Below are 22,496 nucleotides of genomic sequence, written 5' to 3' on the forward strand. Positions count from 1 at the left end.
CCTGAAGTCCCTCAGCACCCTGCAGATCGCGCTGGGCGTGTCGGTCGCGGCCCATGCGGCACTCCTGACGGTTCGCATCGTCGATCCCGAAGCCTTCAACCGGGTGTTCCAGGACACGCCGCTCGAAGTGGTGCTGGTCAACGCCAGGACCACCGAACGCCCGGACAAGGCCCAGGCCATCGCCCAGGCAACGCTGGCCGGCGGCGGCGAGGCCGCCCGGGGCCGTGCCACCTCGCCGCTGCCGCCCTCCGCGCTGTCGTCCATCGGCGATTCCAGCGAGGAGGCGCAAAAGCGCATCGAGACGATGCAGGAGCAGCAGATGCTCATGCTCGCCCAGGTCAAGCAGATGCTGGCAGCCATGCCACCGGCCGACCCCCGGCAGCCCGCCACCAACCCCGAGGCCCAGGCCCGGGAGGAACGACGGCGCCAGCTGGTGAAGCTGCTGGCCGAGATCGAGCGCCGCATCAACGAAGAGAACGCCCGGCCCAAGAAGCGCTACATCAGCCCGGCCACGCGCGAGGAGACCTACGCCGTCTACTACGACACCCTGCGGCGGCGCATCGAGGACCGGGGCACGCACAACTTCCCGGAAGCGTCGGGGCAGAAGCTGTACGGCGAGCTCACGATGATCGTCACCGTCAACCACGACGGCCGCGTGCTCGCCACCGAAGTGGTCGAGACCTCGGGCAATCCCACCCTCGACCGCCGGGCCCAGACCATCGCCCGCGCGGCCGGCCCGTTCGGTGCCTTCACCACGGCGATGCGCCGCCGCGCCGACCAGATCGTGGTCGTCTCGCGCTTCAAGTTCACCCGCGACGAGACGCTGGAAACCAAGCTCACCAGCCGATGACCCCCGACGCCTACTGCGTGGTCGGCAACCCTGTCGCCCACAGCCGCTCCCCCTGGATCCACGCCCGCTTCGCCCGCCAGACCGGCGAGCCCGTGCAGTACGAACGCCTGCTGGCGCCCCTGGACGGCTTCGCCGCCGCGCTGCGGGCATTCCGCGCCGGCGGCGGCCGCGGCTGCAACGTCACGGTGCCGTTCAAGTTCGAGGCGGCCGCCCTGGCCACCGCGAGGACCGAGCGGGCCCGGCTGGCCGGTGCCTGCAACACGCTGCGCTTCGACCCGGATGGCGCCGTCTTCGGCGACAACACCGACGGCGCAGGGCTGGTCAACGACATCCAGCGCAATGCCGGCGTCGATCTCGTCGGCCGCGACGTGCTGCTGGTGGGTGGCGGCGGCGCCGCTGCCGGCGTGCTGGGCCCCTTGCTGGAAGCGCGACCCCGGCGCGTGGTGGTGGCCAACCGCACCGTGTCCAGGGCGCTGGCCCTGCTCGAGGGCCACGCCGCGCTGGCAGCCGCCAGCGGCGTCGACCTGGGCGGCTGCGGGCTGGACGCGGTGCCGGCCGGCTTCCACGTCGTCCTGAATGCCACCGCAGCCAGCCTGTCCGGAGGCGGCGTGCCGGTTCCGGGTTCGGCGCTGGCCCCCGGGGCCCTGGCGTACGACATGATGTACGGCCCGCCGGCCCAGGGTTTCCTGCAGTGGGCCCACGAGCACGGCGCCCGCGGCCGCGACGGGCTGGGCATGCTGGTGGAACAGGCGGCCGAGTCGTTCCTGGTCTGGCGCGGCGTCCGCCCGGACACCGACGGCGTGCTGGCGGAACTGCGGGCGCTGCTGGCGGCGGGCTGATCGATGAAGGGGCTGCTGCGCTGGCTGCTGCTGGCCGTGCTGGCCGGCGTGCTGCTGCAGCTGTTCTTCGTGCTGCGCATCGCCGTTGCCGTGTCGGTCGACCCCGAGTCCACCACCTTCCAGCGGTCCGAGGCCTGGCGCATCGCCAGCCAGAAGGACCGCCTGCGCTGGCGCCAGGACTGGGTGCCGTACGACCGCATCTCCGAGCACCTGAAGCGGGCCGTCATCGCCTCGGAGGACGACGGCTTCGCCACCCACGACGGCGTCGACTGGGAGGCGATCGAGAAGGCCTGGGAGCGCAATGCCAAGGCCGAGGAGCAGGCCGCGCGGCGGTCCCAGCTGCGCCCGAATGCCAGGCCACCCAAGATCGTCGGCGGCTCCACCATCACCCAGCAACTGGCCAAGAACCTGCTGCTGTCCGGCGAGCGCACGCTGGTGCGCAAGGGACAGGAGATCGTGCTGACGTTCGCGCTCGAACGGCTGCTGACCAAGCAGCGCATCCTGGAGATCTACCTGAACAACGTGGAATGGGGGGAAGGCGTCTTCGGCGCCGAGGCCGCGGCGCGCCACTACTGGCGCAAGCCGGCCGCCCAGCTCACGCCCTACGAGGCGGCCCGGCTCGCCGTGATGCTGCCGCGCCCGCGCTATTTCGAGAAGGTGCCCAACTCGGGCTACCTGGCCAGCCGCGCGCAGACCATCCTCGCGCGCATGCGCCACGCCGAACTGCCCTGAGCCGGCCCCACCTCAGCGCGTCGCGCGCTTGGGCAGCCCGAACGCCTGGGCCCAGTAGATGCCGCCCTCGCTGCCTTTGTTCACGGCGTACGCCAGCCCCATCTCGGTGAAGCGCGGCTCCATGATGTTGGCGCAGTGCTCGGGACTGTGCAGCCAGTCCTGCATCACCTTCTCGGGCGTGGTCTGGCCCATGGCGATGTTCTCGCCGATGCTGCGCCAGTCGTAACCGACCCGGCTGGCGCGGTCGGCCGGCGAACTGCCGTCGCGTCCCCGGTGTTCCATGTAGCCGTAGCGGGCCATCGACTCCGCATGCGTGGCCGCCGCACGCGTGAGCACCTCGTTGAGCGAGAGGGACGGCGCGGCGCCGAACGCCTGGCTGCCGCAGCGCCGCGGCTGCGTCCTGGCCTGGTTCACCAGCGTCAGCACGCGGGCGGCCACGGCACCGGCCGCGCCCTGCGCCGGCGGATCGAACGGCGCCGCGGCGACCAGCCAGTACGAGTTGCCGTTGCGCTGCAGGCCGACATCGAGCAGTTCCGGATTGCCCAGGGTGGAGCAGTGCTTCTGCTGCAGCGCCTGCGCCACCGCGTCCGGCGAGGCGTAGCCCTTGAACGTCCACTGGAAACTGCGGCGCGCCCGGTAGTCGCTGTCGTCGAGCGCGGTCTGCAGCGGGACGCCCCGCGACAACCGCCGAGCTGCCTCGGACAGCCTCGGCTGGGTTCGCAGCGCCGGTGCATCCGGATTGCACTGCTGCCGCGCCGCCTGCACGAGCGCGGCGGCATCGTCCCGGATCGGGTGCGCCTGCTGCTGGGCCTGCCCAGGGGTCACGGCCGCCAGCCCCAGGCCGAACAGCAGGTCGGGAAAGTTCGTCAGCAGTGACATCGGCCCAGCGTAGCCACCGCGCCGTCGGGCAGGGGTGGCTCTGCGCCTTCATACGCAACAAAAGGTAGCTCGGCCGCACATCCCAGTGCCTCATCGGGTGCTTAAGATCCGCCCATGCTTGCCAAGGCGATGAGCCTGTTCCTGCTGGGCCTGGTGCGCCTGCTCACCGGGGCACAGGCGCGCTGGTACGGCTGCCCGCCCAAGGCCGAACAGCGGATCTATTTCGCCAACCACCAGAGCCATGCCGACCTGGTGATGATCTGGGCCGCCTTGCCGCAGGAACTGCGCAGCATCACCCGCCCCATCGCGGCCCGCGACTACTGGACGACGAGCCGCCTGCGCGAGTGGATCACCACCCGGGTCTTCAACGCCATCTACATCGACCGCGCCCGCACCGGCGAGCAGGACCCGCTCGAGCCGCTGGTGCAGGCGCTGGCCAGCGGCGACTCCATCATCCTGTTCCCGGAAGGCACGCGCGGCCACGCCGAGGAACCCCAGCCGTTCAAAGCCGGGCTGTACAACCTGGCGCTGCGGTTCCCCCAGGTGGTGCTGGTGCCCGCATGGATCGACAACGTGCAGCGGGTCATGCCCAAGGGCGAGGTGGTCCCGGTTCCGATCCTGTGCTCCGTCACCTTCGGCGCCCCGGTGGCGCTGGCGCCCGGCGAGGACCGGCACGCCTTCCTGCGCCGCGCCCGCGACGCGGTGATCGCCCTGCGCAACGTCTGAGCCGCCACCATGCTCTCGTTCCTGCGCAGCCTCACGCCCTCCCAGCAGGTGGGGGCGCTGTTCGTTTCCGTCTTCGGGCTCCTGGCGATCATCAGCATCGCCGCCTTCCTGCTGACCTTCCGCACGCGCAGCGACGCACGCGACGAGTCCCGGCACGAGGAACTGCGCAACTTCCGCCGGCTGCTGGGTACTTCCTGGTTCATGGTGACGGTGTTCTGGGCCGCCTGGGCGGCCGGGGACCTGATGGGCACGTTGCTGTTCGCGCTCATCGCCTTCCTGGCGCTGCGCGAATTCATCACCCTGTCGCCCACCCGCCGAGCCGACCACCGCAGCCTGGTGCTGGCGTTCTTCGTCGTGCTGCCGGTGCAGTTCTGGCTGGCGGCGACGCGGCACTTCGACCTGTTCACAGTGTTCATCCCGGTGTATGTCTTCCTGGCGCTGCCGGTGGCGAGCGCGCTGGGCGGCGACACCCAGCGGTTCCTGGAGCGCAATGCCAAGCTCCAGTGGGGCATCGTGGTGTGCATCTACGGCATGAGCCACGTGCCGGCGTTGCTGCTGCTGGACTTCAGCCAGCGCAACTTCACCGGCAAGGGCGCCTTCCTGGTGTTCTTCATGGTGTTCGTGATCCAGACCTGCATGGTGGTGCAGCACCTGCTGACCCGCCGGCTACGGCGGCCGCCGAGCATTCCCGGCGTGAGCAGCAGCTTCAACTGGCCTTGCTGGGCCGCCGGCATGGCGGCGGGCAGCCTGCTGGGCGGCGCCCTGTCGTTCATCACGCCCTTCACGCTGGGCCAGGCAGTGGGAATGGCGGCCATCGCCTGTGCCGCGGGGTCGCTCGGACACCTGGTGATGAAGGCCCTCAAGCGCGACCGCGGCGTGCCGGCGTGGGGCCCCCGGGCCGCCGTCACCGGCGCCAACGGCCTGCTGGACCGCGTCGACGCGCTGTGCTTCGGCGCGCCGATCTTCTTCCACTCGGTGCGTTGGTACTTCGGCGCCTGAGGGCGCGAACGACGCCTAGCGGCGGCGCAGGACGTGGATGAACTCCTCGCCCAGCTGCTGCTGCTCGACCAGCTCGTTGCCGGTCTGGCGGGCGAAAGCCTGGAAGTCGCGCATCGAGCCCGGATCGGTAGCGACCACCCGCAGCAGCTGGCCCGTCAGCATGTCCGTGAGCGCCTTCTTGGCGCGCAGGATGGGCAGCGGGCAGTTGAGGCCGCGGGTGTCGATTTCCTTGTCGATGGTCATGGAGGGCCCTGGCGAGATGAGGCCGATTCTAGGCCGAAGCACGGCACCAGGCCGACGCTGCCGCCAGCGTGCTATGATCGCAGGCTTTGCCGGCATCCCACCTGGGAAGGTGGTCGAACGGCAGATGGGTTACCGCCACCCGACTTGGCGAGGTGAGGCGAGTTTCGCGAGGGCCGCAACGCAAGCCGTTGCGCCCGACAGTGGCCGCCGATTTTTCTGGAGTGCTTCCATGGCACGCGTCTGCGACGTCACGGGCAAGGGCCCGATGGTGGGAAACAACGTTTCCCACGCGAACAACAAAACCAAGCGCCGGTTCCTGCCGAACCTGCAATACCGCCGTTTCTGGGTCGAGAGCGAAAGCCGCTGGGTGCGCCTGCGCGTGTCCAACGCCGCCGTGCGCCTGATCGACAAGAATGGCATCGAAGCCGTGCTCGCGGACATGCGCGCCCGCGGCCAGGCCTAACCGAGAAGGAGCAGCACCATGGCTAGCAAAGGCGGACGCGAAAAGATCAAGCTGGAGTCCACGGCGGGCACCGGCCACTTCTACACGACCAGCAAGAACAAGAAGACGATGCCCGAGAAGATGTCGATCATGAAGTTCGACCCCAAGGCTCGCAAGCACGTCGAGTACAAGGAAACGAAGCTGAAGTAAGCAGCACCGCTGCGCTTCGACTTCTCCCCGCCCAGGCGGGGATCCAGGAAAGCCCCGCACTGCGGGGCTTTTTCGTTTCCGGATCCGGATAGCCCTCCGACCTTTCCCTCGCCCGTCGCTGGCGACGCCCAAAAGACAACAGCCTGCGACCGTTGGGCCGCAGGCTGTTGCCGGGGAGCTGGTGCGGGCGCGGTGCGCCCGCAGGTCAGGCGTTCGCGGCGCGCAGGCGCAGCGAGAACTGGCGCAGCGCCTCGATGCCGCTTTCCTCCGCCCGCCGGCACCAGGCCTGCAGGTCGGCTGCGAGCTGCTCGCGCGACTGGGAGGTGTTGAGCCACATCTGGCGCAGTTCCTCGCGCATGGTGACCATCTGGTCCAGCACCGGGTGGGCGGCACGGGCGCGCTCGAGCTGGACCCGGGCCGAGGCCGGCACCCGGTCGTCGTCGCGGTGCAGCCAGCGGCGGGCCGCCTTGAGCGGCGACAGGTCGGCCTTCTTCTCCTTGAGAAGCTCGATTTCCGACTTGCAGACCCGGCGCATTTCGCGGGCGTAGCCGGCCATCACCTCGTAGCGGTGGGCAATGAGCGCCTCCAGCGTCTTCTCGTCGGCGACCGGCTTGACCGCGCCCAGGCGCAGCTTGGGCGGAACCTTCTTGACCTTGGCCCAGCCGATGCGCTGCATGGCCTGGATGTAGACCCAGCCGATGTCGAACTCGTAGGGCTTGACCGAGAACTTGGCCGAGGTCGGGTAGGTGTGGTGGTTGTTGTGCAGTTCCTCGCCGCCGATGATCAGGCCCCAGGGCGAGATGTTGGTGCTGGCGTCCGGCGCCTCGAAGTTGCGGTAACCCCAGTAGTGGCCGATGCCGTTGATGATGCCGGCCGCCGTGATCGGGATCCACAGCATCTGCACCGCCCAGACGGCGGCACCGAGGGCGCCGAACAGGGCCAGGTCGAGGATGAGCATCACGCCCACGCCCTGCCAGCTGTAGCGGGTGTACAGGTTGCGCTCGATCCAGTCGTCGGGCGTGCCGTGGCCGAACTTGGCCATGGTTTCCTTGTTCTTGGCCTCGGCACGGTAGAGCTCGGCGCCGCGCCACAGCACGGTTTCGATGCCGCGGGTCTGCGGGCTGTGCGGGTCGTCGGCGGTCTCGCACTTGGCGTGGTGCTTGCGGTGGATCGCCACCCACTCCTTGGTCACCATGCCGGTGCCCAGCCACAGCCAGAAGCGGAAGAAGTGCGACGGGATGGGGCCCAGGTCCATCGCACGGTGGGCCTGCGTGCGGTGCAGGAAGATGGTGACCGCGGCGATGGTCACGTGCGTGGTGGCCAGCGTGTACAGGACGACCTGCCACCAGGGCAGATTCCAGAGGCCGTGGGCCAGCCAGTCGATCGCCGCGTTCAGCACGGCCCAGTCGGGAAGAAACATAAGGTGAGGAGGTCTCGCAAGTCAGGCGCGGGCAGGGATGCCGCAACCCATCCGAGCCATTTTAGGCCTAGGGGTTCCCGGCGGCCTCAAATTTGTGCTATTTGCGCGTAAAGGATTGACTCTCGTCAACCCTGCCGCGCCGGCTCAGCGGCGCTCCCAGGCCGCCGCGAAGAACCCGTCGGTCTGGTGGCGGTGCGGCCACAGGCGCAGGTAGGCACCGCCGTCCGGCCCGGCCGTCAGCCCCGGCTGGGTCACCTTGACGTGTTGCAGGATGTCAGCGACCGGGAGGGGCCGGAACGTCTCGGCCAGCTCGGCCGTGAAGGCCGCGGCGATGTCCTCGTTCTCCGCCGGCAGCACGCTGCAGGTGGCATAGACCAGCCGGCCGCCTGACTTGAGCAGACGGGCGGCACTGCGCAGGATGGCGGCCTGCTTGACGGTCATCTCCGCCACGGCCTGGGGCGATTGCCGCCATTTCAGGTCCGGGTTGCGGCGCAGGGTGCCCAGCCCCGAACAGGGCGCGTCGACGATCACCCGGTCGATCTTGCCCGCCAGCCGCTTGATGCGCTCGTCGCGCTCGTGGGCGATGGCCGCCGGATGCACGTTGCTGAGCTTGCTGCGCGCCAGGCGGGGCTTGAGCGCCTCGAGGCGGTGGGCCGAGGTGTCGAACGCATAGAGACGCCCGGTGCTGCGCATCACGGCGCCCAAGGCCAGCGTCTTGCCGCCGGCGCCGGCGCAGAAGTCGACCACCATTTCGCCGCGCCGTGCCTCCAGCAGCAGGGCCAGCAGCTGGGAGCCCTCGTCCTGCACCTCGAAGGCACCGCGGGTGAACGCCTCGAGCCTGGTCAGCGCAGGCTTGTCGGCCAGGCGCAGCCCCCAGGGCGAATACGGCGTCGCAACGGCGGCGATGCCCGCCCGCCGCAGTTCGGCCTGGACATCCTCGCGCTTGTCGGTAAAGGCATTGACCCGCAGGTCCAGCGGGGCCGGCTCGTTGAAGCACTCTGCCAGGGCCCAGAACTCGGCCCCCAGCTGCGCCTTCAACGGCTCGACCAGCCACTCGGGCAGGTTGTGCCGGTGCCGCTCCAGCAGAGCCTGGCGGTCGACCGCGTCGCACTGCGCCAGCCAGCGCTTTTCCGGCTCGTCCAGCGCAGCCAGCAGGAAGTCACGCGGGCCCTGGAAGCCCAGGATGGCCAGCCGCCTCGCCTTGGGCCCGCTGCCCGACGGCGCCAGGTGGTCGAACAGCAGCTTGCGGCGCAGCACCGCGTACACCGTCTCGGCCAGCGTCCCACGCTCGCGCGGACCGAGCGAGCGGTGCTCGCGGAAGTAGCGCGACACGACGGCGTCGGCCGGGTGCTCGAAGGTCAGGACATCCTGCAACAGCTCGCTGCAGGCACCGAGGATGGCCTTGGGATGCATCGCTCAGAGCCCCCCGCGCAGCAGCGCCTCGATGGCACGCGGATAGATGCGGTGCTCCTGCGTCAGCACGCGGGCAGCGAGCGCCGCCTCGGTGTCGCCGGGCAGGACCGGAACCACCGCCTGCTCGAGGATGGGGCCGTGGTCGAGCTCGGCGGTCACCTGGTGCACGGTGGCGCCGGCGAAGCGGCAGCCCGCCTCGATGGCGCGGCGGTGGGTGTGCAGGCCGGGGAAGGCCGGCAGCAGCGAGGGATGGATGTTCAGCAGCCGGCCCTGGTAGCGGCCGACGAAGCCGGGCGTGAGGATGCGCATGAAGCCGGCCAGCGCCACCAGCCAGGGCTGGTGGCGGTCGATCGCCGCGACCAGCTGCGCCTCGAACGGCTCGCGGCCCTCGAACTGCTTGTGGTCGACCACCTCCGCGGCGATGCCCTGCTCGCGAGCGAAGGCCAGGCCGCCGGCATCGGGACGGTTGCTCACCACGGCCGCCACCTGGGCGTCGTGGCGGTGGGCCCACTCGCCGCGCTGGGCCGCGCGCACGATGGCGGCCATGTTCGAGCCCCCGCCCGAGATCAGAATCACGATGTTCTTCATTCGGCAGCGATTGTCCCATCCTCCCCATGCGACCCCTGACCCTGATCGAAACGCGCGTGCTCGGCACGCTGATGGAAAAGGCCCGCACCGTTCCGGACAGCTACCCGCTGTCGCTGAACGCGCTGGTGGCCGGCTGCAACCAGAAGAGCGCCCGCGATCCTCTGCTGGAGGTGACCGACGCCCAGGCGCAGGAAGCCCTGGACGAGCTCAAGCGGCTGGCGCTCGTCTTCGAGACCAGTGGCAGCCGCGTCACCCGCTGGGAGCACAACTTCGAGCGCGTCCTGGGCGTGCCCAGCCAGTCCTCGGCACTGCTGGGCCTGCTCATGCTGCGCGGGCCGCAGACCGCAGGCGAGCTGCGCATCAACAGCGAACGCTGGCATCGCTTCGCCGACATCTCCTCGGTCGAGGCCTTCCTGGCCGAACTGGAGGAGCGCTCGGCCGACAAGGGCGGGGCCCTCGTCGCGCGCCTGCCCAAGGCCCCGGGAGCGCGCGAACAGCGCTGGGCACACCTGCTGTCCGGCGCCCTGGCCGACAACGCCGGCGCGCGGGACGCCTCGCGCGAGCCGGCGCGGGAAGCGGCGCCCGCCGGCTTGGCCGGGCGGCTGCAGGCACTCGAGGGCGAGGTCGCCGTGCTGCGCGAAGAACTGCAGAGCCTGCGCGAATCCCTCGGCTTGTCACGACTCGGACAGGACCGATAGCACGCCCGTGCTAGAAACCGCGTTCGCATCGCATACCGGAGACACCCCCCATGGACCTGGCCTTCACGCCCGAGGAACAGCAGTTCCGCGAAGACATCCGCGCCTGGGTGCGCGACAACCTGCCGCAGGACATTTCGAACAAGGTCCACAACAACCTGCACCTCACGCGCGATGACATGCAGCGCTGGGCCCGCATCCTCGGCAAGAAGGGCTGGCTGGGCTACGGCTGGCCGAAGCAGTTCGGCGGCCCGGGCTGGAACGCCATCCAGAAACACCTGTTCGAGGAAGAGTGCGCGCTGGCCGGCGCGCCGCGCATCGTGCCCTTCGGGCCGGTGATGGTGGCGCCGGTCATCATGGCCTTCGGCAACGCCGAGCAGCAGAAGCGCTTCCTGCCGGGCATCGCCAGCGGCGAGGTGTGGTGGAGCCAGGGCTACAGCGAGCCGGGCTCGGGCTCCGACCTGGCGTCGCTCAAGACACGCGCCGAACGCAAGGGCGACAAGTACATCGTCAACGGCCAGAAGACCTGGACCACCCTGGGCCAGTACGGCGACTGGATGTTCAACCTGGTGCGCACCAGCACCGAAGGCAAGCCGCAGACCGGCATCTCGTTCCTGCTGCTCGACATGAAGTCGCCCGGCGTCAGCGTGCGGCCCATCATCATGCTCGACGGCGGCCATGAGGTGAACGAGGTGTTCTTCGACAACGTCGAAGTGCCGGCCGAGAACCTGATCGGCGAGGAGAACAAGGGCTGGACCTACGCCAAGCACCTGCTCTCGCACGAACGCACCAACATCGCCGACGTCAACCGCGCCAAGCGCGAGCTCGAGCGGCTCAAGCGCATCGCCAAGGCCGAGGGCGTGTACGACGACCAGCGCTTCCGCGACGAGATCGCCAAGCTGGAAGTCGACATCGTGGCCCTGGAGATGATGGTGCTGCGCGTGCTGTCGGCCGAGAAGTCGGGCAAGAACTCGCTCGACGTGGCCGGCCTGCTGAAGATCAAGGGCAGCGAGATCCAGCAGCGTTACAGCGAACTGATGATGCTGGCCGGGGGCCCGTACAGCGTGCCCTTCATCCTGGAAGCCATGGAAGCCGGCTGGCAGGGCGACTTCCCGGGCGCCGCAACGGGACTGGCGCCGCTGGCAGCGACCTATTTCAACCTGCGCAAGACCACCATCTACGGCGGCAGCAACGAGGTTCAGCGCAACATCGTGGCGCAGACCGTCCTGGGCTGAGGAGACAAGACATGGACTTCGATTTTTCCGACGACCAGGAACAGCTGCGCGACGCGGTACGCAAGTGGGTCGACCGCAGCTACGGCTTCGAGCGCCGGCGGGGCGCCGTGCGCGCCGGCGGCTTCGACCGCGACACCTACACCGAGCTGGCCGAACTGGGCCTGGCCGGGCTCTACGTTCCCGAGGACCACGCCGGCATGGGCATGGGGCCGGTCGAGGGCATGGTGGTGATGGAGGAGCTGGGCCGTGGCCTGGTGCTGGAGCCGCTGGCGCAGGCGCTCATCGCCGGCGCGGTCATCAACGGGTATGGACCGGAACCGCTCAAGACGGCCCGGCTGGGCCACATCGCCAGTGGCGAGACGCTGCTGGTGCTGGCGCACCAGGAACGCAAGGCGCGCTGGCACCTGGACCGCTGCGAGACCAAGGCCAGCCGGCAGGGCGACGGCTGGACCGTGAGCGGCAGCAAGAGCCTGGTGCCGGCCGGCGACCAGGCCGATGCGTTCCTGGTGCCCGCCATGGCGGACGGCCGCATGGCGATGCTGCTGGTCGAGCGCGCCGCCGGCGTCACCGCCACGGGCTACCCCACCCTGGACGGCAGCCGCGCCGCCGAGGTCGTGTTCAGCAACGCCCCGGCCACGCTGGTCACGCAGGACGGCCTGGCGGCCCTGGAACATGCGGTCGACATCGGCATTGCCTGCGCGTGCGCGGAAGGCGTCGGCGTCATCGACAAGACCATGGCCCTGACGGCGGAGTACATGAACACCCGCAAGCAGTTCGGCGTCACGATCGCCAGCTTCCAGGCCCTGCGCCACCGCATGGCGGACATGAAGATGCAACAGGAACTGGCGCGCTCGATGAGCTACTACGCGAGCCTGAAGCTCAATGCCCCGGCCGCGGAGCGGCGCCGGGCCATGGCGCGCGCCAAGTACCAGCTCGGTGTCGCGATGCGCTTCGTGGGCCAGAACTCGGTGCAGCTGCACGGCGGCATCGGCGTCACCGACGAATACATCGGCAGCCACTACTTCAAGAAGCTCACCCAGCTGGAGCTGACGTTCGGCGACACGCTGCACCACCTGGGCGAAGTGTCGGCGCGGATGCAGGACACGGCCGGCGTGTTCGCCTGAGCGTCGACCCTCCCCCAGAATGCCCGCGCCCCGCGGGCATTTCTTTTGGCCCGCCGACAAGGAGACATCCGTGACCACCCGTCGAGACCTGCTGGCCGCGTCGGCCGCGACCGCGCTGCTCGCCGCCTGCGCCTCCACCCGCGGGGGTGCCGACCTGCCGCCCATCGTCTTCGTCCACGGCAACGGCGACAGCGCATCGATCTTCCAGTCGCTGCTGTGGCGGTTCGAATCGAACGGCTGGCCGCGCGAACGCCTGCACGCCATCGACCTGCCCTATCCCACCGCCACCGAGGACCACGCCCGGCCGCAGCCGGGACGCAGCACCTCGGCCGACTTCCGCAACCACCTGCGGGCGGAGGTCGACCGCATGCTGCAGGCCACGGGTGCCGGGCAGGTGGTGCTGGTCGCCCTGTCGCGCGGCGGCAATGCCGTGCGCGACTACATCCAGAACGGCCCGGGTGCCGACCGCGTGAGCCATGCCATCCTCGGTGGAACGCCGAACCACGGCGTGTGGGCGCTGCCCGATTTCCAGCCGAACAGCGAGTTCAACGGCACCGGTCCGTTCCTGCGCGCGCTGAACACGCCACGCAACGCGCAGGGCGACGAGGTGACCGGCCCGGTGCGCTGGCTGACGATCCGCTCCGACGGCAACGACAAGTTCGCGCAGCCGGACGGCCTGTGGATCGGCCGGCGCGGCCAGCCGACCCACGTGACGGCCGCCGGCCCCGAACTGAAGGGCGCCACCAACGTGGTGATCCCGCGCATCGACCACCGCGAGACGGCGCTGTCGCCGGCCGCCTTCGCCGCCATGCACCAGTTCCTCACCGGCCGTCCGCCGGCCCAGCCGGCCGTCGTTCCCGAGCCGCGCGTCGTGCTGTCCGGCCAGGTCAGCGGGCTGGGCGTGTCGTCCACCGATCCGGCCTCGGGCAACCTGCCGAACAACCTGCCGCTGCCGGGCGCGACGCTGGCGGTGTACGCCGTCGACGCCGGCACCGGCGAGCGCCGCGGCCCCGCGCTGCTGTCGCAGGCCATTGGACCGGACGGCCGCTGGGGCCCGCTCGCCACCACGCCCGAGACCCGGCTCGAGTTCGTCGTGGCGGCACCCGGCTACGCCACCACGCATGTCTACCGCAGCCCCTTCCCGCGCTCGAGCGCAATCGTGCACCTGCGCCCCGAGCGGGTGCCCGGCGCCGACCGCGACGCGCCGGCCCTGGTGCTCATGACGCGCCCGCGTGGCTACTTCGATCCGACCCGCGACCGCATGGCGTTCGACGGCCAGACGCCGCCGCCGGGCGCGCTGCCGGGGGCCGGCGTCGCCAGCTCGCGCATCCAGCCGGCCGGCCTGCCGCGCACCGTGGTGGCCGAATTCAATGGGGAGAAGGTGGTAGGCCGCAGCTGGCCGCTAGCGCAGAACCGGGTGTCGGTGCTCGAGCTGACCGACTGACCGGACGGCCCGGTGCCGCTAGCCGTGCAGGCGCGAGGACTTGGGCAGGTGCGCCATCAGGAACTCCATCTGGTCGGCCAGGATGCGCCGGTTGCGCAGGATGAAGTCTTCCCACAGGCTGGGAACGTAGGGCGCGTAGAGCAGCGGCATGCGGGCCTGCTCGGGCGTGCGGTTGCTCTTGCGGTGGTTGCAGGCACGGCATGCCGTCACCACGTTCATCCAGTGGTCCTTGCCGTTCTGCGCGAAGGGAATGATGTGCTCGCGGGTGAGCTCATCCTCGTGGAAATCGCCGCCGCAGTAAGCGCAGATGTTGCGGTCGCGGGCGAACAGCTTGCCGTTGGTGAGGCCGGGCTTGAGGTCGAAGGGGTTGATGTTCGGCACCCCCTTGGTGCCGATGATGCTGCTGACGGCGATGAGCGACTGCTCGCCGGTCATGGCGTTGTGGCCGCCACGGAACAGCGCAACCTGTGCGCCGACCTCCCAGCGCACCTCATCGGCGGCATAGTGCAGCACCGCCTGCTCGAGGGAAATCCAGGACTGCGGCAGACCCTGGCCGGACAACTTCAAGACCTTCAACGAACGCTCCTTCCACGACAACGGGCGAACAGCGAACGGAACAGCAAGCACAATATACCCTGATTCAGCGACATTTCGCCCGCGGCGCCCCTGCGCGCCGAGACCGGGCGCTATCAAAACGATATCGACGCCGGCATGCACATCTTCCGCGGCTTCCACCATCCCGGCATCGCGCCGGCATGCGCCGTCACGATCGGCAATTTCGACGGCGTCCATCGCGGCCACCAGGCCATGCTGGCGCTGCTGAACAGCGAGGCGCGCCACCGCGGCGTGCCCAGCTGCGTTCTGACGTTCGAGCCGCACCCACGCGACTACTTCGCCGCCGTGGCCCGCAAGCCCGAACTGGCGCCCGCACGCATCGCCACCCTGCGCGACAAGCTGGGCGAGCTGACCGCGTGCGGGGTCGACCAGTGCGTGGTCCTTCCGTTCGATGCGCGTTTGTCGAGCCAGGTTCCCGACGTCTTCATCGACGAGGTGCTGGTGCGCGGCCTCGGGGCCCGCTACGTGCTCGTGGGCGACGACTTTCGCTTCGGCGCCAAGCGCGCCGGCGATTACGCGATGCTGGATGCGGCCGGCCAGGCGCGGGGGTTCGATGTCGCACGCATGAACAGCTACGAGGTGCGCAACCTGCGCGTCTCCAGTTCGGCCGTGCGCGACGCCCTGGCCAGTGCCGACATGGACGGGGTCGCCGCCCTGCTGGGCCGTCCGTACAGCATCAGCGGCCACGTCGTCCACGGGCGCAAGCTCGGCCGCGACCTCGGCTTCCCCACCCTGAACCTGCGCTTCTCGCACTGGAAACCGGCCGCCTCGGGCATCTTCGCGGTCCAGGTCCACGGCCTGGTGGCCGACCCGCTGCCGGGTGTGGCCAACCTCGGGGTGCGGCCGTCACTGGATCCGCGCGATGTCAACGGCGGGCGCGTGCTGCTGGAGACCCACTGCCTGGAATGGCCCAGCCAGCTCGGGGCGCAGGGGGGCTACGGTAAAATCGTCCGGGTGGACCTGCTGCGCAAACTGCACGACGAGCTGAAGTACGACAGCCTGGAAGCGCTGCGTGCCGGCATTGCGCGCGATTGCGCCGACGCCCGCGCCTTCTTCGCGTCCACCCGCCGCCAGACCACCCGCGACCGAATTTAGGGGGCGCCCCCGCCGCTCGCCGCCTCGACAGGCTCAGGGCGACCGGACCCGCGCACTTCGCCCCCCTGCGGCCCGACCGGGCTGAGCTTGTCGCAGCCCCCGAGGCCCCAGCATGTCCGACCAGAAAACCGATTACCGCGCCACCCTCAACCTGCCCGACACCCCGTTCCCGATGCGCGGCGACCTGCCCCGTCGCGAGCCGGGCTGGGTGAAGCAGTGGGAGGACGAGGGCCTGTACAAGCGCCTGCGCGTCGCCCGCCGCGGCCGCCAGAAGTTCATCCTGCACGACGGCCCGCCGTACGCCAACGGCCAGATCCACATGGGCCACGCGGTGAACAAGGTGCTCAAGGACATGATCGTCAAGTCGCGCCAGCTCAAGGGGCTGGACGCGGCCTACATCCCGGGCTGGGACTGCCACGGGCTGCCGATCGAGAACGCGATCGAGAAGAAGTTCGGCCGCAACCTGCCGCGCGACGAGATGCAGGCCAAGAGCCGCGCCTTCGCCACCGAGCAGATCGGCATCCAGATGGCCGACTTCAAGCGGCTGGGCGTGCTGGGCGACTGGGAGCACCCCTACCGCACCATGGACCTGCGCAACGAGGCCGACGAGATCCGCGCCTTCAAGCGCGTCATCGAGCGCGGCTTCGTCTACCGCGGCCTCAAGCCGGTCTACTGGTGCTTCGATTGCGGCTCCTCGCTGGCCGAGTTCGAGATCGAGTACGCCGACAAGAAGTCGCAGACGCTGGACGTCGGCTTCCTGGCCCACGACCCGGCGGCCCTGGCCCGGGCCTTCGGCCTGGCGGCGCTGCCCAAGGCGCAGGATGCCTTCGTCGTCATCTGGACCACCACCGCCTGGACCATCCCGGCCAACCAGGCGCTGAACCTGAACCCGGAACTCGACTACGCCCTGGTCGACACCCCGCGCGGCTACGTCGTGCTGGCCGCGTCGCTGGTCGAGAAGGCGCTGGCGCGCTACCAGCTCACCGGCGAGGTGGTCGCCACTGCCAAGGGGCAGGCGCTCGACGGCCTGCAGTTCCGGCATCCGCTGTACGAGGTCGACGCGGCCTACCGGCGCCTGTCGCCGGTCTACCTGGCCGACTACGCCACCGCGGAGGACGGCACCGGCATCGTCCACTCCTCGCCGGCCTACGGCCTGGACGACTTCAACAGCTGCATCGCCCACGGCCTGTCCTACGACGACATCCTCAACCCGGTGCAGGGCAACGGCAGCTACGCGCCCGACTTCGCCCTGTTCGGCGGCCAGAACATCTGGAAGGCCGCACCGGTCGTCATCGAGACGCTGGACAAGGCCGGCCGCCTGTTCGCCACCGAGACCATCGCCCACAGCTACCCGCACTGCTGGCGCCACAAGTCGCCGGTCATCTACCGCGCCGCCGCCCAGTGGTTCATACGCATGGACGAAGGCGAAGGCGTGTTCACCCGCGACAAGGCGCCGCAAACGCTGCGCCAGATGGCGCTGGCCGCGATCGAGGAAACCGGCTTCTTCCCCGAGAACGGCAAGGCGCGCCTGCACGACATGATCGCCGGCCGCCCCGACTGGTGCATCAGCCGCCAGCGCAGCTGGGGCGTGCCCCTGCCCTTCTTCCTGCACAAGGACACCCACGAGCTGCATCCGAAGACGATGGAGATCCTCGACCTGGCGGCCGACATGGTGCAGGCCGGGGGCATCGAGGCCTGGAGCAAGGCCACGCCGGAGGACATCCTGGGCCGTGTCGGCGCGGCGGCCGATGCGCCGCAGTACACCAAGAGCACCGACATCCTGGAAGTGTGGTTCGACTCGGGCACCACGCACACCACCGTGCTCAAGGGCTCGCACCCGGGCAGCGCGCACGAGAACGGCCCCGAGGCCGATCTCTACCTCGAGGGCCACGACCAGCACCGCGGCTGGTTCCACTCGTCGCTGCTCACCGCCTGCGCGATGTACGGGCGCGCGCCCTACCGCGGCCTGCTCACGCACGGCTTCACCGTCGACAGCCAGGGCCGCAAGATGAGCAAGTCGCTGGGCAACGGCGTCGATCCGCAGGAGACCTGGAAGAAGCTGGGTGCCGAGATCATCCGCCTGTGGGTGGCCGCCTCCGACTACTCCGGCGACATCGCCGGCGACGACAAGATCCTGGCGCGGGTGGTCGACGCCTACCGCCGCATCCGCAACACGCTGCGCTTCCTGCTGGCCAACGTGAGCGACTTCGACCCGGCCAAGGACGCGGTGCCCATGGCCGAGCTGCTCGAGATCGACCGCTACGCCCTGAGCCGCGCGGCCCAGTTCCAGGCCGAGGTGCTGGCGCACTACGAGGTCTACGAGTTCCACCCGGTGGTGGCCAAGCTGCAGGTCTACTGCTCCGAGGACCTGGGTGCGTTCTACCTCGACATCCTGAAGGACCGGCTCTACACCACCGGCGCCAAGTCGCTCGCCCGCCGCAGCGCGCAGACCGCGCTGTGGACCATCACGCACGCCATGCTGCGCTGGATGGCGCCCTTCCTCAGCTTCACGGCCGAGGAAGCCTGGCAGGTGTTCGGCACTTCCGACTCGATCTTCCTGGAGGAGTACGCCGAGCTGGGCGCGCCCGACGAGGCCCTGCTGGCCAAGTGGAACCGCATCCGCGAGATCCGCGACCTGGCCAACAAGGAGATCGAGGCGGTGCGCGCGAGCGGCGCCGTCGGCTCCTCGCTGCAGGCCAACCTCACCGTCACCGCGCCGGCGGCCGACCACGCGCTGCTGGCCGGCCTGGGCGAGGACCTGAAGTTCGTCTTCATCACCTCGGCGATCGCCCTGGCGGCCGGCGAGGCCCTGGGCGTGCAGGCGGTGCCGTCGACCGACACCAAGTGCGAGCGCTGCTGGCACTGGCGTGCCGACGTCGGTGCCGACCCCGCCCATCCGGCGATCTGCGGCCGCTGCGTCAGCAACCTGTACGGCACCGGCGAAGACCGGCACCACGCCTGATGGCCCGCGCCGCCCTCCGCAGCGCGTCGCCCGCCGGCAGCCTGCTGCCCTGGCTCGGGCTGGCCTTCATCCTGCTGATCGCCGACCAGTTCACCAAGGTCCTGATCCTCGGCTACTACCGGCTGGGCGACTCCACCACGATCACCAGCTTCTTCAACATCGTGCGAGCCCACAACACGGGGGCGGCGTTCTCGTTCCTGGCCGCGGCCTCCGGCTGGCAGCGCTGGCTGTTCACCGGCATCGCCGTGGCCGCCGTCGTCTTCATCGTCTGGATGCTGCGCACCCATCCGGGGCAGAAGCTGTTCTGCCTGTCGCTGGCGCTCATCCTGGGCGGCGCGGTCGGCAACCTGGTCGACCGCCTGCTGCACGGCTACGTGGTCGACTTCCTGCAGGTCCACTACGGCGGCTGGTTCTTCCCGGCCTTCAATGTGGCCGACAGCGGCATCACGCTGGGCGCCATCGGCCTCGTCGTCGACGAGCTGCGGCGCGTGCGGCGCAGCGGCTGACCTGCGCGGCGCGGCCGCCGGGTTGACGGCCGGCGGGAATCCCCGCAGGCTAGCCGCATGGCCGACCTTCCCGAAGCGTTCGATTCCTTCATTGGCCGGCGCGAGCAGATGTTCCCGGTGCTCGGCGAGGACGACCTCGCCCGGGCGGCACGGTTCGGCTCCGCCCGGCAGTACGCGGCCGGCGAGTACCTGTTCCGCGCCGGCCAGCCCGGGCCGGGCCTGTTCCTGCTGCTGCGCGGCGTCGTCACCATCTGCCAGCGCGATGGGCTGGGGCACGTGGCGCCCATCGTCCGCGAGGGGCCGGGGTCGTTCCTCGGCGAAGTCGGACAGCTCTCGGGAGCGCCGGCGCTGGTGGACGGGGTCGCCGACGAAGCGGTCGAAGCCATCCTGGTGCCGCCGCCACAGCTGCGCGCGCTGCTGACCGCCGAGGCCGACCTAGGCGAGCGCATCACGCGCGCCCTGATCCTGCGCCGGGTGGCGCTGATCGAACGCGGGGCGGCCGGCGCCGTGCTGATCGGCGACGCCCAGGGGCCGCACCTGGTGCGGCTGGAGCACTTCCTGCGCCGCAACGGCCAGCCCTACCACGTGATCAGCCCGCGCGAGGACGCCAGCGCCTGCGCGCTCGCCTCGCAGTACGCCAACCGGCCGCACGAGATGCTGGCGGTCTGCCCGGACGGCAGCATCCTGGTCGACCCGGACGAGCACGCGCTGGCGCGCTGCCTGGGCCTGCTCGATGCCGGCGAGCAGCAGCAGCTGTTCGACGTCGCCATCATCGGCGCCGGGCCCGCCGGCCTGGCGACCGCGGTCTACGCCGCCAGCGAAGGGCTGGAGGTGGTCGCCCTGGACTGCCGCGCCTTCGGCGGCCAGGCCGGCGCGAGCGCCCGCATCGAGAACTACCTGGGCTTCCCGACCGGCATCTCGGGCCAGGCCCTGGCCGGCCGCGCCTACGTGCAGGCGCAGAAGTTCGGGGCCCGGGTGCTGGTGCCGGCCCAGGTCGAGACGCTGGAGTGCGGCGCCGGCATGGACGCGCCGACCCTGCACCTGACCGACGGCCGCCAGCTGCGCGCCCGGGCCGTCGTGGTCGCCACCGGGGCACGCTACAACCGCCCCGAGGCGCGCAACCTGCCGGCCTTCGAGGGCCGCGGGGTCTGGTACTGGGCCTCGCCGATCGAGGCGCGCCTGTGCAAGGGCGAGCACGTGGTGCTGGTGGGCGGCGGCAACTCCGCCGGCCAGGCCGCGGTCTTCCTGGCCGCGCATGCCGCGCAGGTGACCATGCTGGTGCGCGGCGCCGCGCTGGCGGCCACCATGTCGCGCTACCTGGTCGACCGCATCGCGGCGGCCCGCAACATCACCGTCCTGCCCCGGCAGGAACTGGTGGAACTCGACGGCGACGCCGGCGGGCACCTGTCCGACGTGGCCTGGCAGGACCGCGATACCGGCGCCGTCACGCGGCGGCCGGTGCGCAACCTGTTCCTCTTCATCGGCGCCTCGCCCGAAACCGCCTTCCTGGCCGGCTGCGGCGTGGCACTGGACCGGGCCGGCTTCGTGGTCACCGGCGGGCCCGGGCGCGGCGAGCTCGAATCCAGCCTGGCGGGCGTGTTCGCGGTGGGCGACGTCCGCGCCGGCTCCACCAAGCGGGTCGGGGCAGCCATCGGCGAGGGCGCCGCCGTGGTGGCGGCCCTGCACCGCTACCTGGAGGCCCGGACCCAGGAGAGCCGGGCATGACCGCCAGCCGGCGGCTCCGGTGATGCGCGGGAACGACACCGCACCGCCCAGCCGCCCGTATCATCGGATGCTTCAAGCATGAAGCATCTGCTCAACCTGCTGGCGGCCGTGGCGTTGCTGGTCTGGGGCACCCACCTCGTCCGCACGGGCATCCTGCGGGTGTTCGGCGCCAACCTGCGCCAGGTGCTGGCCCGCAGCGTCGGCAGGAACCGGGTCAACGCGGCGCTGGCCGGGGTCGGCGTCACCGCGCTGCTGCAATCGAGCACCGCCACCGCCCTGATCGTCGCCGCCTTCGTCGGCCAGGGCCTGATCACGCTGCCGCTGGCGCTGGCCGTCATGCTGGGGGCCGACGTCGGCACCAGCCTGGTCACGGTGATCTTCTCGTTCGACCTGTCCTGGCTGTCGCCGCTGCTGATCTTCAGCGGCGTGGTGCTGTTCATCTCCCGGCCTTCCACCAACGTCGGCCGCTTCGGGCGCGTGCTCATCGGCCTCGGCCTGATGCTGCTGGCCCTGCGCCTGATCTCCGAGGCGACCCAGGTGATGGTGCAGTCGCCGGTGGTGCGGGCGCTGCTGGCCTCGATCAACAGCGACCTGCTGCTGGAGATCACGACCGGCGCCGTGCTCGCCCTGTTGTCGTATTCCAGCCTGGCCATCGTGCTGCTGACGGCGACCCTGGCCGCCTCGGGCATCGTGCCGGTCGACATGGCGCTGGGCCTGGTGCTGGGCGCCAACCTGGGCAGCGGCCTGCTGGGCGTGCTGACCACCTCGCGCTCCGCCGTCGAGGTGCGCCACGTGCCGCTGGGCAACCTGCTGTTCAAGTGCATCGGCGTGGCGCTGGCGGCGCCGTGCATCGGGCTGTGGCTCACGCACCTGCGGCCCCACCTCGGCCCCACGGTGTCCACCGTGGTGCTGTTCCACCTGACGCTGAACCTGGCGATGGCGGTGCTGTTCCTCGGCCTGGTGCATCCCATCGCCCGCGCTGCCACCCGCTGGCTGCCCAAGCCCGAGCGGGGCCCGGCCGGCAACCGGCCGCACCACCTCGACCCCTCGGCCCTGGGCACCCCCTCGCTGGCCATCTCGTGCGCCGCCCGCGAGGCGCTGCACCAGGCCGACGTGGTCGAGACCATGCTGCTGGGCATCCTCACCGTGATCCGCACCAACGACCTGCGGCTGGCCGAGGACCTGCGCAAGCTCGATGACACGGTCGACGAGCTCTATTCCGCCATCAAGTACTACCTAACCAAGATCTCGCGCGAGGCGCTGGGCGAGGAGGAAAGCCGGCGCTGGACCGACATCATCAGCTTCACGATCAACATGGAGCAGATCGGCGACACGATCGAGCGCATCCTGATCGACATCGAGGACAAGAAGATCCGCAAGGGCCGCAGCTTCTCCGAGGCCGGCATGGCCGAGATCTGCGAGCTGCACGCGCGGCTGGTCGACAACCTGCGCCTGGGCATGAGCGTGTTCCTGAACGGGTCGGTGCGCGACGCGCAGAAGCTGCTGGAGGAAAAGGCGCGCTTCCGCGACCTCGAGCATGCCTACGCCGCCACCCACCTGTCGCGCCTGTCCGGCAACACGGTGCAGAGCATCGAGACCAGCTCGCTGCACATCGACCTGATCAGCGACCTCAAGCGCATCAACTCGCACATCTGCTCGATCGCCTACCCCATCCTGGAGTCGGCCGGCGCACTGGCCCCCAGCCGCCTGCGCAGCGACGTGCTGGCCAAGGACGGCGTCACCAGCTGAGGCGC

Annotated in this window: 22 protein-coding genes; 16 read left to right on the forward strand and 6 right to left on the reverse strand. The window is 70.2% G+C overall.

The window, feature by feature from the left end; translation table 11 throughout:
- Position 1: 1 nt before the first annotated feature.
- From GON04_RS23345 to mtgA, 3 genes are read left to right on the forward strand one after another with little or no spacing between them, the layout of a single operon-like run.
- Positions 2–850: an energy transducer TonB gene (locus GON04_RS23345; protein WP_157400848.1), complete on the forward strand. Its 849-nt coding sequence runs from the start codon at positions 2–4 to the stop codon at positions 848–850.
- Complete coding sequence (aroE, locus tag GON04_RS23350) at positions 847–1,689, forward strand: shikimate dehydrogenase (protein ID WP_157400362.1); 843 nt, start codon at positions 847–849, stop codon at positions 1,687–1,689. The genes GON04_RS23345 and aroE overlap by 4 nt, the downstream gene beginning before the upstream one ends.
- A gap of 3 nt (positions 1,690–1,692) precedes the next feature.
- Positions 1,693–2,421 carry a monofunctional biosynthetic peptidoglycan transglycosylase gene (gene mtgA, locus GON04_RS23355; protein WP_157400363.1) on the forward strand — a complete coding sequence of 243 codons (729 nt, stop codon included), beginning with the start codon at positions 1,693–1,695 and terminating at the stop codon, positions 2,419–2,421.
- 12 nt (positions 2,422–2,433) lie between these two features.
- Here the strand turns inward: mtgA and GON04_RS23360 are convergent, their stop codons facing one another.
- The gene (locus GON04_RS23360) at positions 2,434–3,300 is read right to left on the reverse strand and encodes a CAP domain-containing protein (protein WP_157400364.1); all 867 of its coding nucleotides are present in this window, start codon (positions 3,298–3,300) and stop codon (positions 2,434–2,436) included.
- Between the two features lie 114 nt (positions 3,301–3,414).
- Between GON04_RS23360 and GON04_RS23365 the strand changes: the two genes are divergently transcribed.
- Both GON04_RS23365 and GON04_RS23370 read left to right on the forward strand, forming a co-directional pair.
- Positions 3,415–4,026 carry a lysophospholipid acyltransferase family protein gene (locus GON04_RS23365; protein WP_157400365.1) on the forward strand — a complete coding sequence of 204 codons (612 nt, stop codon included), beginning with the start codon at positions 3,415–3,417 and terminating at the stop codon, positions 4,024–4,026.
- A 9-nt stretch (positions 4,027–4,035) separates the two neighbouring features.
- A complete protein-coding gene (locus GON04_RS23370; RefSeq protein ID WP_157400366.1) occupies positions 4,036–5,025 on the forward strand; it encodes a phosphatidate cytidylyltransferase in 990 nt (329 codons plus the stop codon).
- A gap of 15 nt (positions 5,026–5,040) precedes the next feature.
- Here GON04_RS23370 and GON04_RS23375 read toward each other — a convergent pair whose 3' ends face one another.
- Positions 5,041–5,268 (reverse strand): sulfurtransferase TusA family protein, encoded by a 228-nt coding sequence (locus GON04_RS23375; RefSeq protein ID WP_157400367.1) that lies wholly within the window; start codon positions 5,266–5,268, stop codon positions 5,041–5,043.
- A 229-nt stretch (positions 5,269–5,497) separates the two neighbouring features.
- On the opposite strand from GON04_RS23375, the gene rpmB reads away from it, so the two are divergent.
- Together rpmB and rpmG are read left to right on the forward strand one after the other, a co-directional pair.
- Positions 5,498–5,731, forward strand: coding sequence for a 50S ribosomal protein L28 (rpmB, locus tag GON04_RS23380; RefSeq protein ID WP_157400368.1), 234 nt, complete (start codon positions 5,498–5,500; stop codon positions 5,729–5,731).
- 18 nt (positions 5,732–5,749) lie between these two features.
- Positions 5,750–5,920, forward strand: a complete 171-nt coding sequence (rpmG, locus tag GON04_RS23385; protein WP_055899695.1) for a 50S ribosomal protein L33 — start codon at positions 5,750–5,752, stop codon at positions 5,918–5,920.
- A gap of 205 nt (positions 5,921–6,125) precedes the next feature.
- On the opposite strand, the gene GON04_RS23390 is transcribed toward rpmG, so the two are convergent.
- From GON04_RS23390 to purN, 3 genes are all read right to left on the reverse strand, one after another.
- The gene (locus GON04_RS23390; protein WP_157400369.1) at positions 6,126–7,340 is read right to left on the reverse strand and encodes a DesA family fatty acid desaturase; all 1,215 of its coding nucleotides are present in this window, start codon (positions 7,338–7,340) and stop codon (positions 6,126–6,128) included.
- 144 nt (positions 7,341–7,484) lie between these two features.
- Positions 7,485–8,753: an RsmB/NOP family class I SAM-dependent RNA methyltransferase gene (locus tag GON04_RS23395; protein ID WP_157400370.1), complete on the reverse strand. Its 1,269-nt coding sequence runs from the start codon at positions 8,751–8,753 to the stop codon at positions 7,485–7,487.
- A gap of 3 nt (positions 8,754–8,756) precedes the next feature.
- Entirely contained in the window at positions 8,757–9,341 is a 585-nt protein-coding gene (gene purN, locus GON04_RS23400; protein ID WP_157400371.1) for a phosphoribosylglycinamide formyltransferase, read from the reverse strand.
- Between the two features lie 26 nt (positions 9,342–9,367).
- On the opposite strand from purN, the gene GON04_RS23405 reads away from it, so the two are divergent.
- The 4 genes from GON04_RS23405 to GON04_RS23420 all read left to right on the forward strand — a co-directional run bounded on the left by GON04_RS23405 (position 9,368) and on the right by GON04_RS23420 (position 13,839).
- Positions 9,368–10,039, forward strand: coding sequence for a YceH family protein (locus GON04_RS23405; protein ID WP_157400372.1), 672 nt, complete (start codon positions 9,368–9,370; stop codon positions 10,037–10,039).
- A 50-nt stretch (positions 10,040–10,089) separates the two neighbouring features.
- On the forward strand, positions 10,090–11,271 hold the full coding sequence (locus GON04_RS23410) for an acyl-CoA dehydrogenase family protein (RefSeq protein ID WP_157400373.1): 1,182 nt from the start codon (positions 10,090–10,092) through the stop codon (positions 11,269–11,271).
- 11 nt (positions 11,272–11,282) lie between these two features.
- The gene (locus GON04_RS23415) at positions 11,283–12,395 is read left to right on the forward strand and encodes an acyl-CoA dehydrogenase family protein (RefSeq protein ID WP_157400374.1); all 1,113 of its coding nucleotides are present in this window, start codon (positions 11,283–11,285) and stop codon (positions 12,393–12,395) included.
- Positions 12,396–12,465: 70 nt separating this feature from the next.
- Complete coding sequence (locus tag GON04_RS23420; protein WP_338051038.1) at positions 12,466–13,839, forward strand: alpha/beta fold hydrolase; 1,374 nt, start codon at positions 12,466–12,468, stop codon at positions 13,837–13,839.
- 18 nt (positions 13,840–13,857) lie between these two features.
- Here GON04_RS23420 and GON04_RS23425 read toward each other — a convergent pair whose 3' ends face one another.
- A complete protein-coding gene (locus tag GON04_RS23425) occupies positions 13,858–14,415 on the reverse strand; it encodes an HNH endonuclease (protein WP_157400376.1) in 558 nt (185 codons plus the stop codon).
- A 135-nt stretch (positions 14,416–14,550) separates the two neighbouring features.
- Here GON04_RS23425 and GON04_RS23430 point away from each other — a divergent pair, with 135 nt between their 5' ends.
- The 5 genes from GON04_RS23430 to GON04_RS23450 all read left to right on the forward strand — a co-directional run bounded on the left by GON04_RS23430 (position 14,551) and on the right by GON04_RS23450 (position 22,491).
- A complete protein-coding gene (locus tag GON04_RS23430; protein WP_157400377.1) occupies positions 14,551–15,549 on the forward strand; it encodes a bifunctional riboflavin kinase/FAD synthetase in 999 nt (332 codons plus the stop codon).
- Between the two features lie 112 nt (positions 15,550–15,661).
- Positions 15,662–18,511, forward strand: a complete 2,850-nt coding sequence (ileS, locus tag GON04_RS23435) for an isoleucine--tRNA ligase (protein ID WP_157400378.1) — start codon at positions 15,662–15,664, stop codon at positions 18,509–18,511.
- Positions 18,511–19,017: a signal peptidase II gene (lspA, locus tag GON04_RS23440; RefSeq protein ID WP_157400379.1), complete on the forward strand. Its 507-nt coding sequence runs from the start codon at positions 18,511–18,513 to the stop codon at positions 19,015–19,017. The genes ileS and lspA overlap by 1 nt, the downstream gene beginning before the upstream one ends.
- A 57-nt stretch (positions 19,018–19,074) precedes the next feature.
- On the forward strand, positions 19,075–20,742 hold the full coding sequence (locus tag GON04_RS23445) for an FAD-dependent oxidoreductase (RefSeq protein ID WP_157400380.1): 1,668 nt from the start codon (positions 19,075–19,077) through the stop codon (positions 20,740–20,742).
- Between the two features lie 78 nt (positions 20,743–20,820).
- Entirely contained in the window at positions 20,821–22,491 is a 1,671-nt protein-coding gene (locus GON04_RS23450) for a Na/Pi cotransporter family protein (RefSeq protein ID WP_157400381.1), read from the forward strand.
- Positions 22,492–22,496 lie beyond the last annotated feature (5 nt).

This window comes from Ramlibacter pinisoli (assembly GCF_009758015.1).
GTDB classification, from domain to species: Bacteria; Pseudomonadota; Gammaproteobacteria; order Burkholderiales; family Burkholderiaceae_C; genus Ramlibacter; species Ramlibacter pinisoli.

Excerpts from the sequence above, each read along its gene's own strand:
- aroE (WP_157400362.1), top strand. The coding sequence starts at position 847 with ATGACCCCCGACGCCTACTGCGTGGTCGGCAACCCTGTCGCCCACAGC.
- mtgA (WP_157400363.1), top strand. The coding sequence starts at position 1,693 with ATGAAGGGGCTGCTGCGCTGGCTGCTGCTGGCCGTGCTGGCCGGCGTG.
- GON04_RS23360 (WP_157400364.1), bottom strand. The coding sequence starts at position 3,300 with ATGTCACTGCTGACGAACTTTCCCGACCTGCTGTTCGGCCTGGGGCTG.
- GON04_RS23365 (WP_157400365.1), top strand. The coding sequence starts at position 3,415 with ATGCTTGCCAAGGCGATGAGCCTGTTCCTGCTGGGCCTGGTGCGCCTG.
- GON04_RS23370 (WP_157400366.1), top strand. The coding sequence starts at position 4,036 with ATGCTCTCGTTCCTGCGCAGCCTCACGCCCTCCCAGCAGGTGGGGGCG.
- GON04_RS23375 (WP_157400367.1), bottom strand. The coding sequence starts at position 5,268 with ATGACCATCGACAAGGAAATCGACACCCGCGGCCTCAACTGCCCGCTG.
- rpmB (WP_157400368.1), top strand. The coding sequence starts at position 5,498 with ATGGCACGCGTCTGCGACGTCACGGGCAAGGGCCCGATGGTGGGAAAC.
- rpmG (WP_055899695.1), top strand. The coding sequence starts at position 5,750 with ATGGCTAGCAAAGGCGGACGCGAAAAGATCAAGCTGGAGTCCACGGCG.
- GON04_RS23390 (WP_157400369.1), bottom strand. The coding sequence starts at position 7,340 with ATGTTTCTTCCCGACTGGGCCGTGCTGAACGCGGCGATCGACTGGCTG.
- GON04_RS23395 (WP_157400370.1), bottom strand. The coding sequence starts at position 8,753 with ATGCATCCCAAGGCCATCCTCGGTGCCTGCAGCGAGCTGTTGCAGGAT.
- purN (WP_157400371.1), bottom strand. The coding sequence starts at position 9,341 with ATGAAGAACATCGTGATTCTGATCTCGGGCGGGGGCTCGAACATGGCC.
- GON04_RS23405 (WP_157400372.1), top strand. The coding sequence starts at position 9,368 with ATGCGACCCCTGACCCTGATCGAAACGCGCGTGCTCGGCACGCTGATG.
- GON04_RS23410 (WP_157400373.1), top strand. The coding sequence starts at position 10,090 with ATGGACCTGGCCTTCACGCCCGAGGAACAGCAGTTCCGCGAAGACATC.
- GON04_RS23415 (WP_157400374.1), top strand. The coding sequence starts at position 11,283 with ATGGACTTCGATTTTTCCGACGACCAGGAACAGCTGCGCGACGCGGTA.
- GON04_RS23430 (WP_157400377.1), top strand. The coding sequence starts at position 14,551 with ATGCACATCTTCCGCGGCTTCCACCATCCCGGCATCGCGCCGGCATGC.
- ileS (WP_157400378.1), top strand. The coding sequence starts at position 15,662 with ATGTCCGACCAGAAAACCGATTACCGCGCCACCCTCAACCTGCCCGAC.
- lspA (WP_157400379.1), top strand. The coding sequence starts at position 18,511 with ATGGCCCGCGCCGCCCTCCGCAGCGCGTCGCCCGCCGGCAGCCTGCTG.
- GON04_RS23445 (WP_157400380.1), top strand. The coding sequence starts at position 19,075 with ATGGCCGACCTTCCCGAAGCGTTCGATTCCTTCATTGGCCGGCGCGAG.
- GON04_RS23450 (WP_157400381.1), top strand. The coding sequence starts at position 20,821 with ATGAAGCATCTGCTCAACCTGCTGGCGGCCGTGGCGTTGCTGGTCTGG.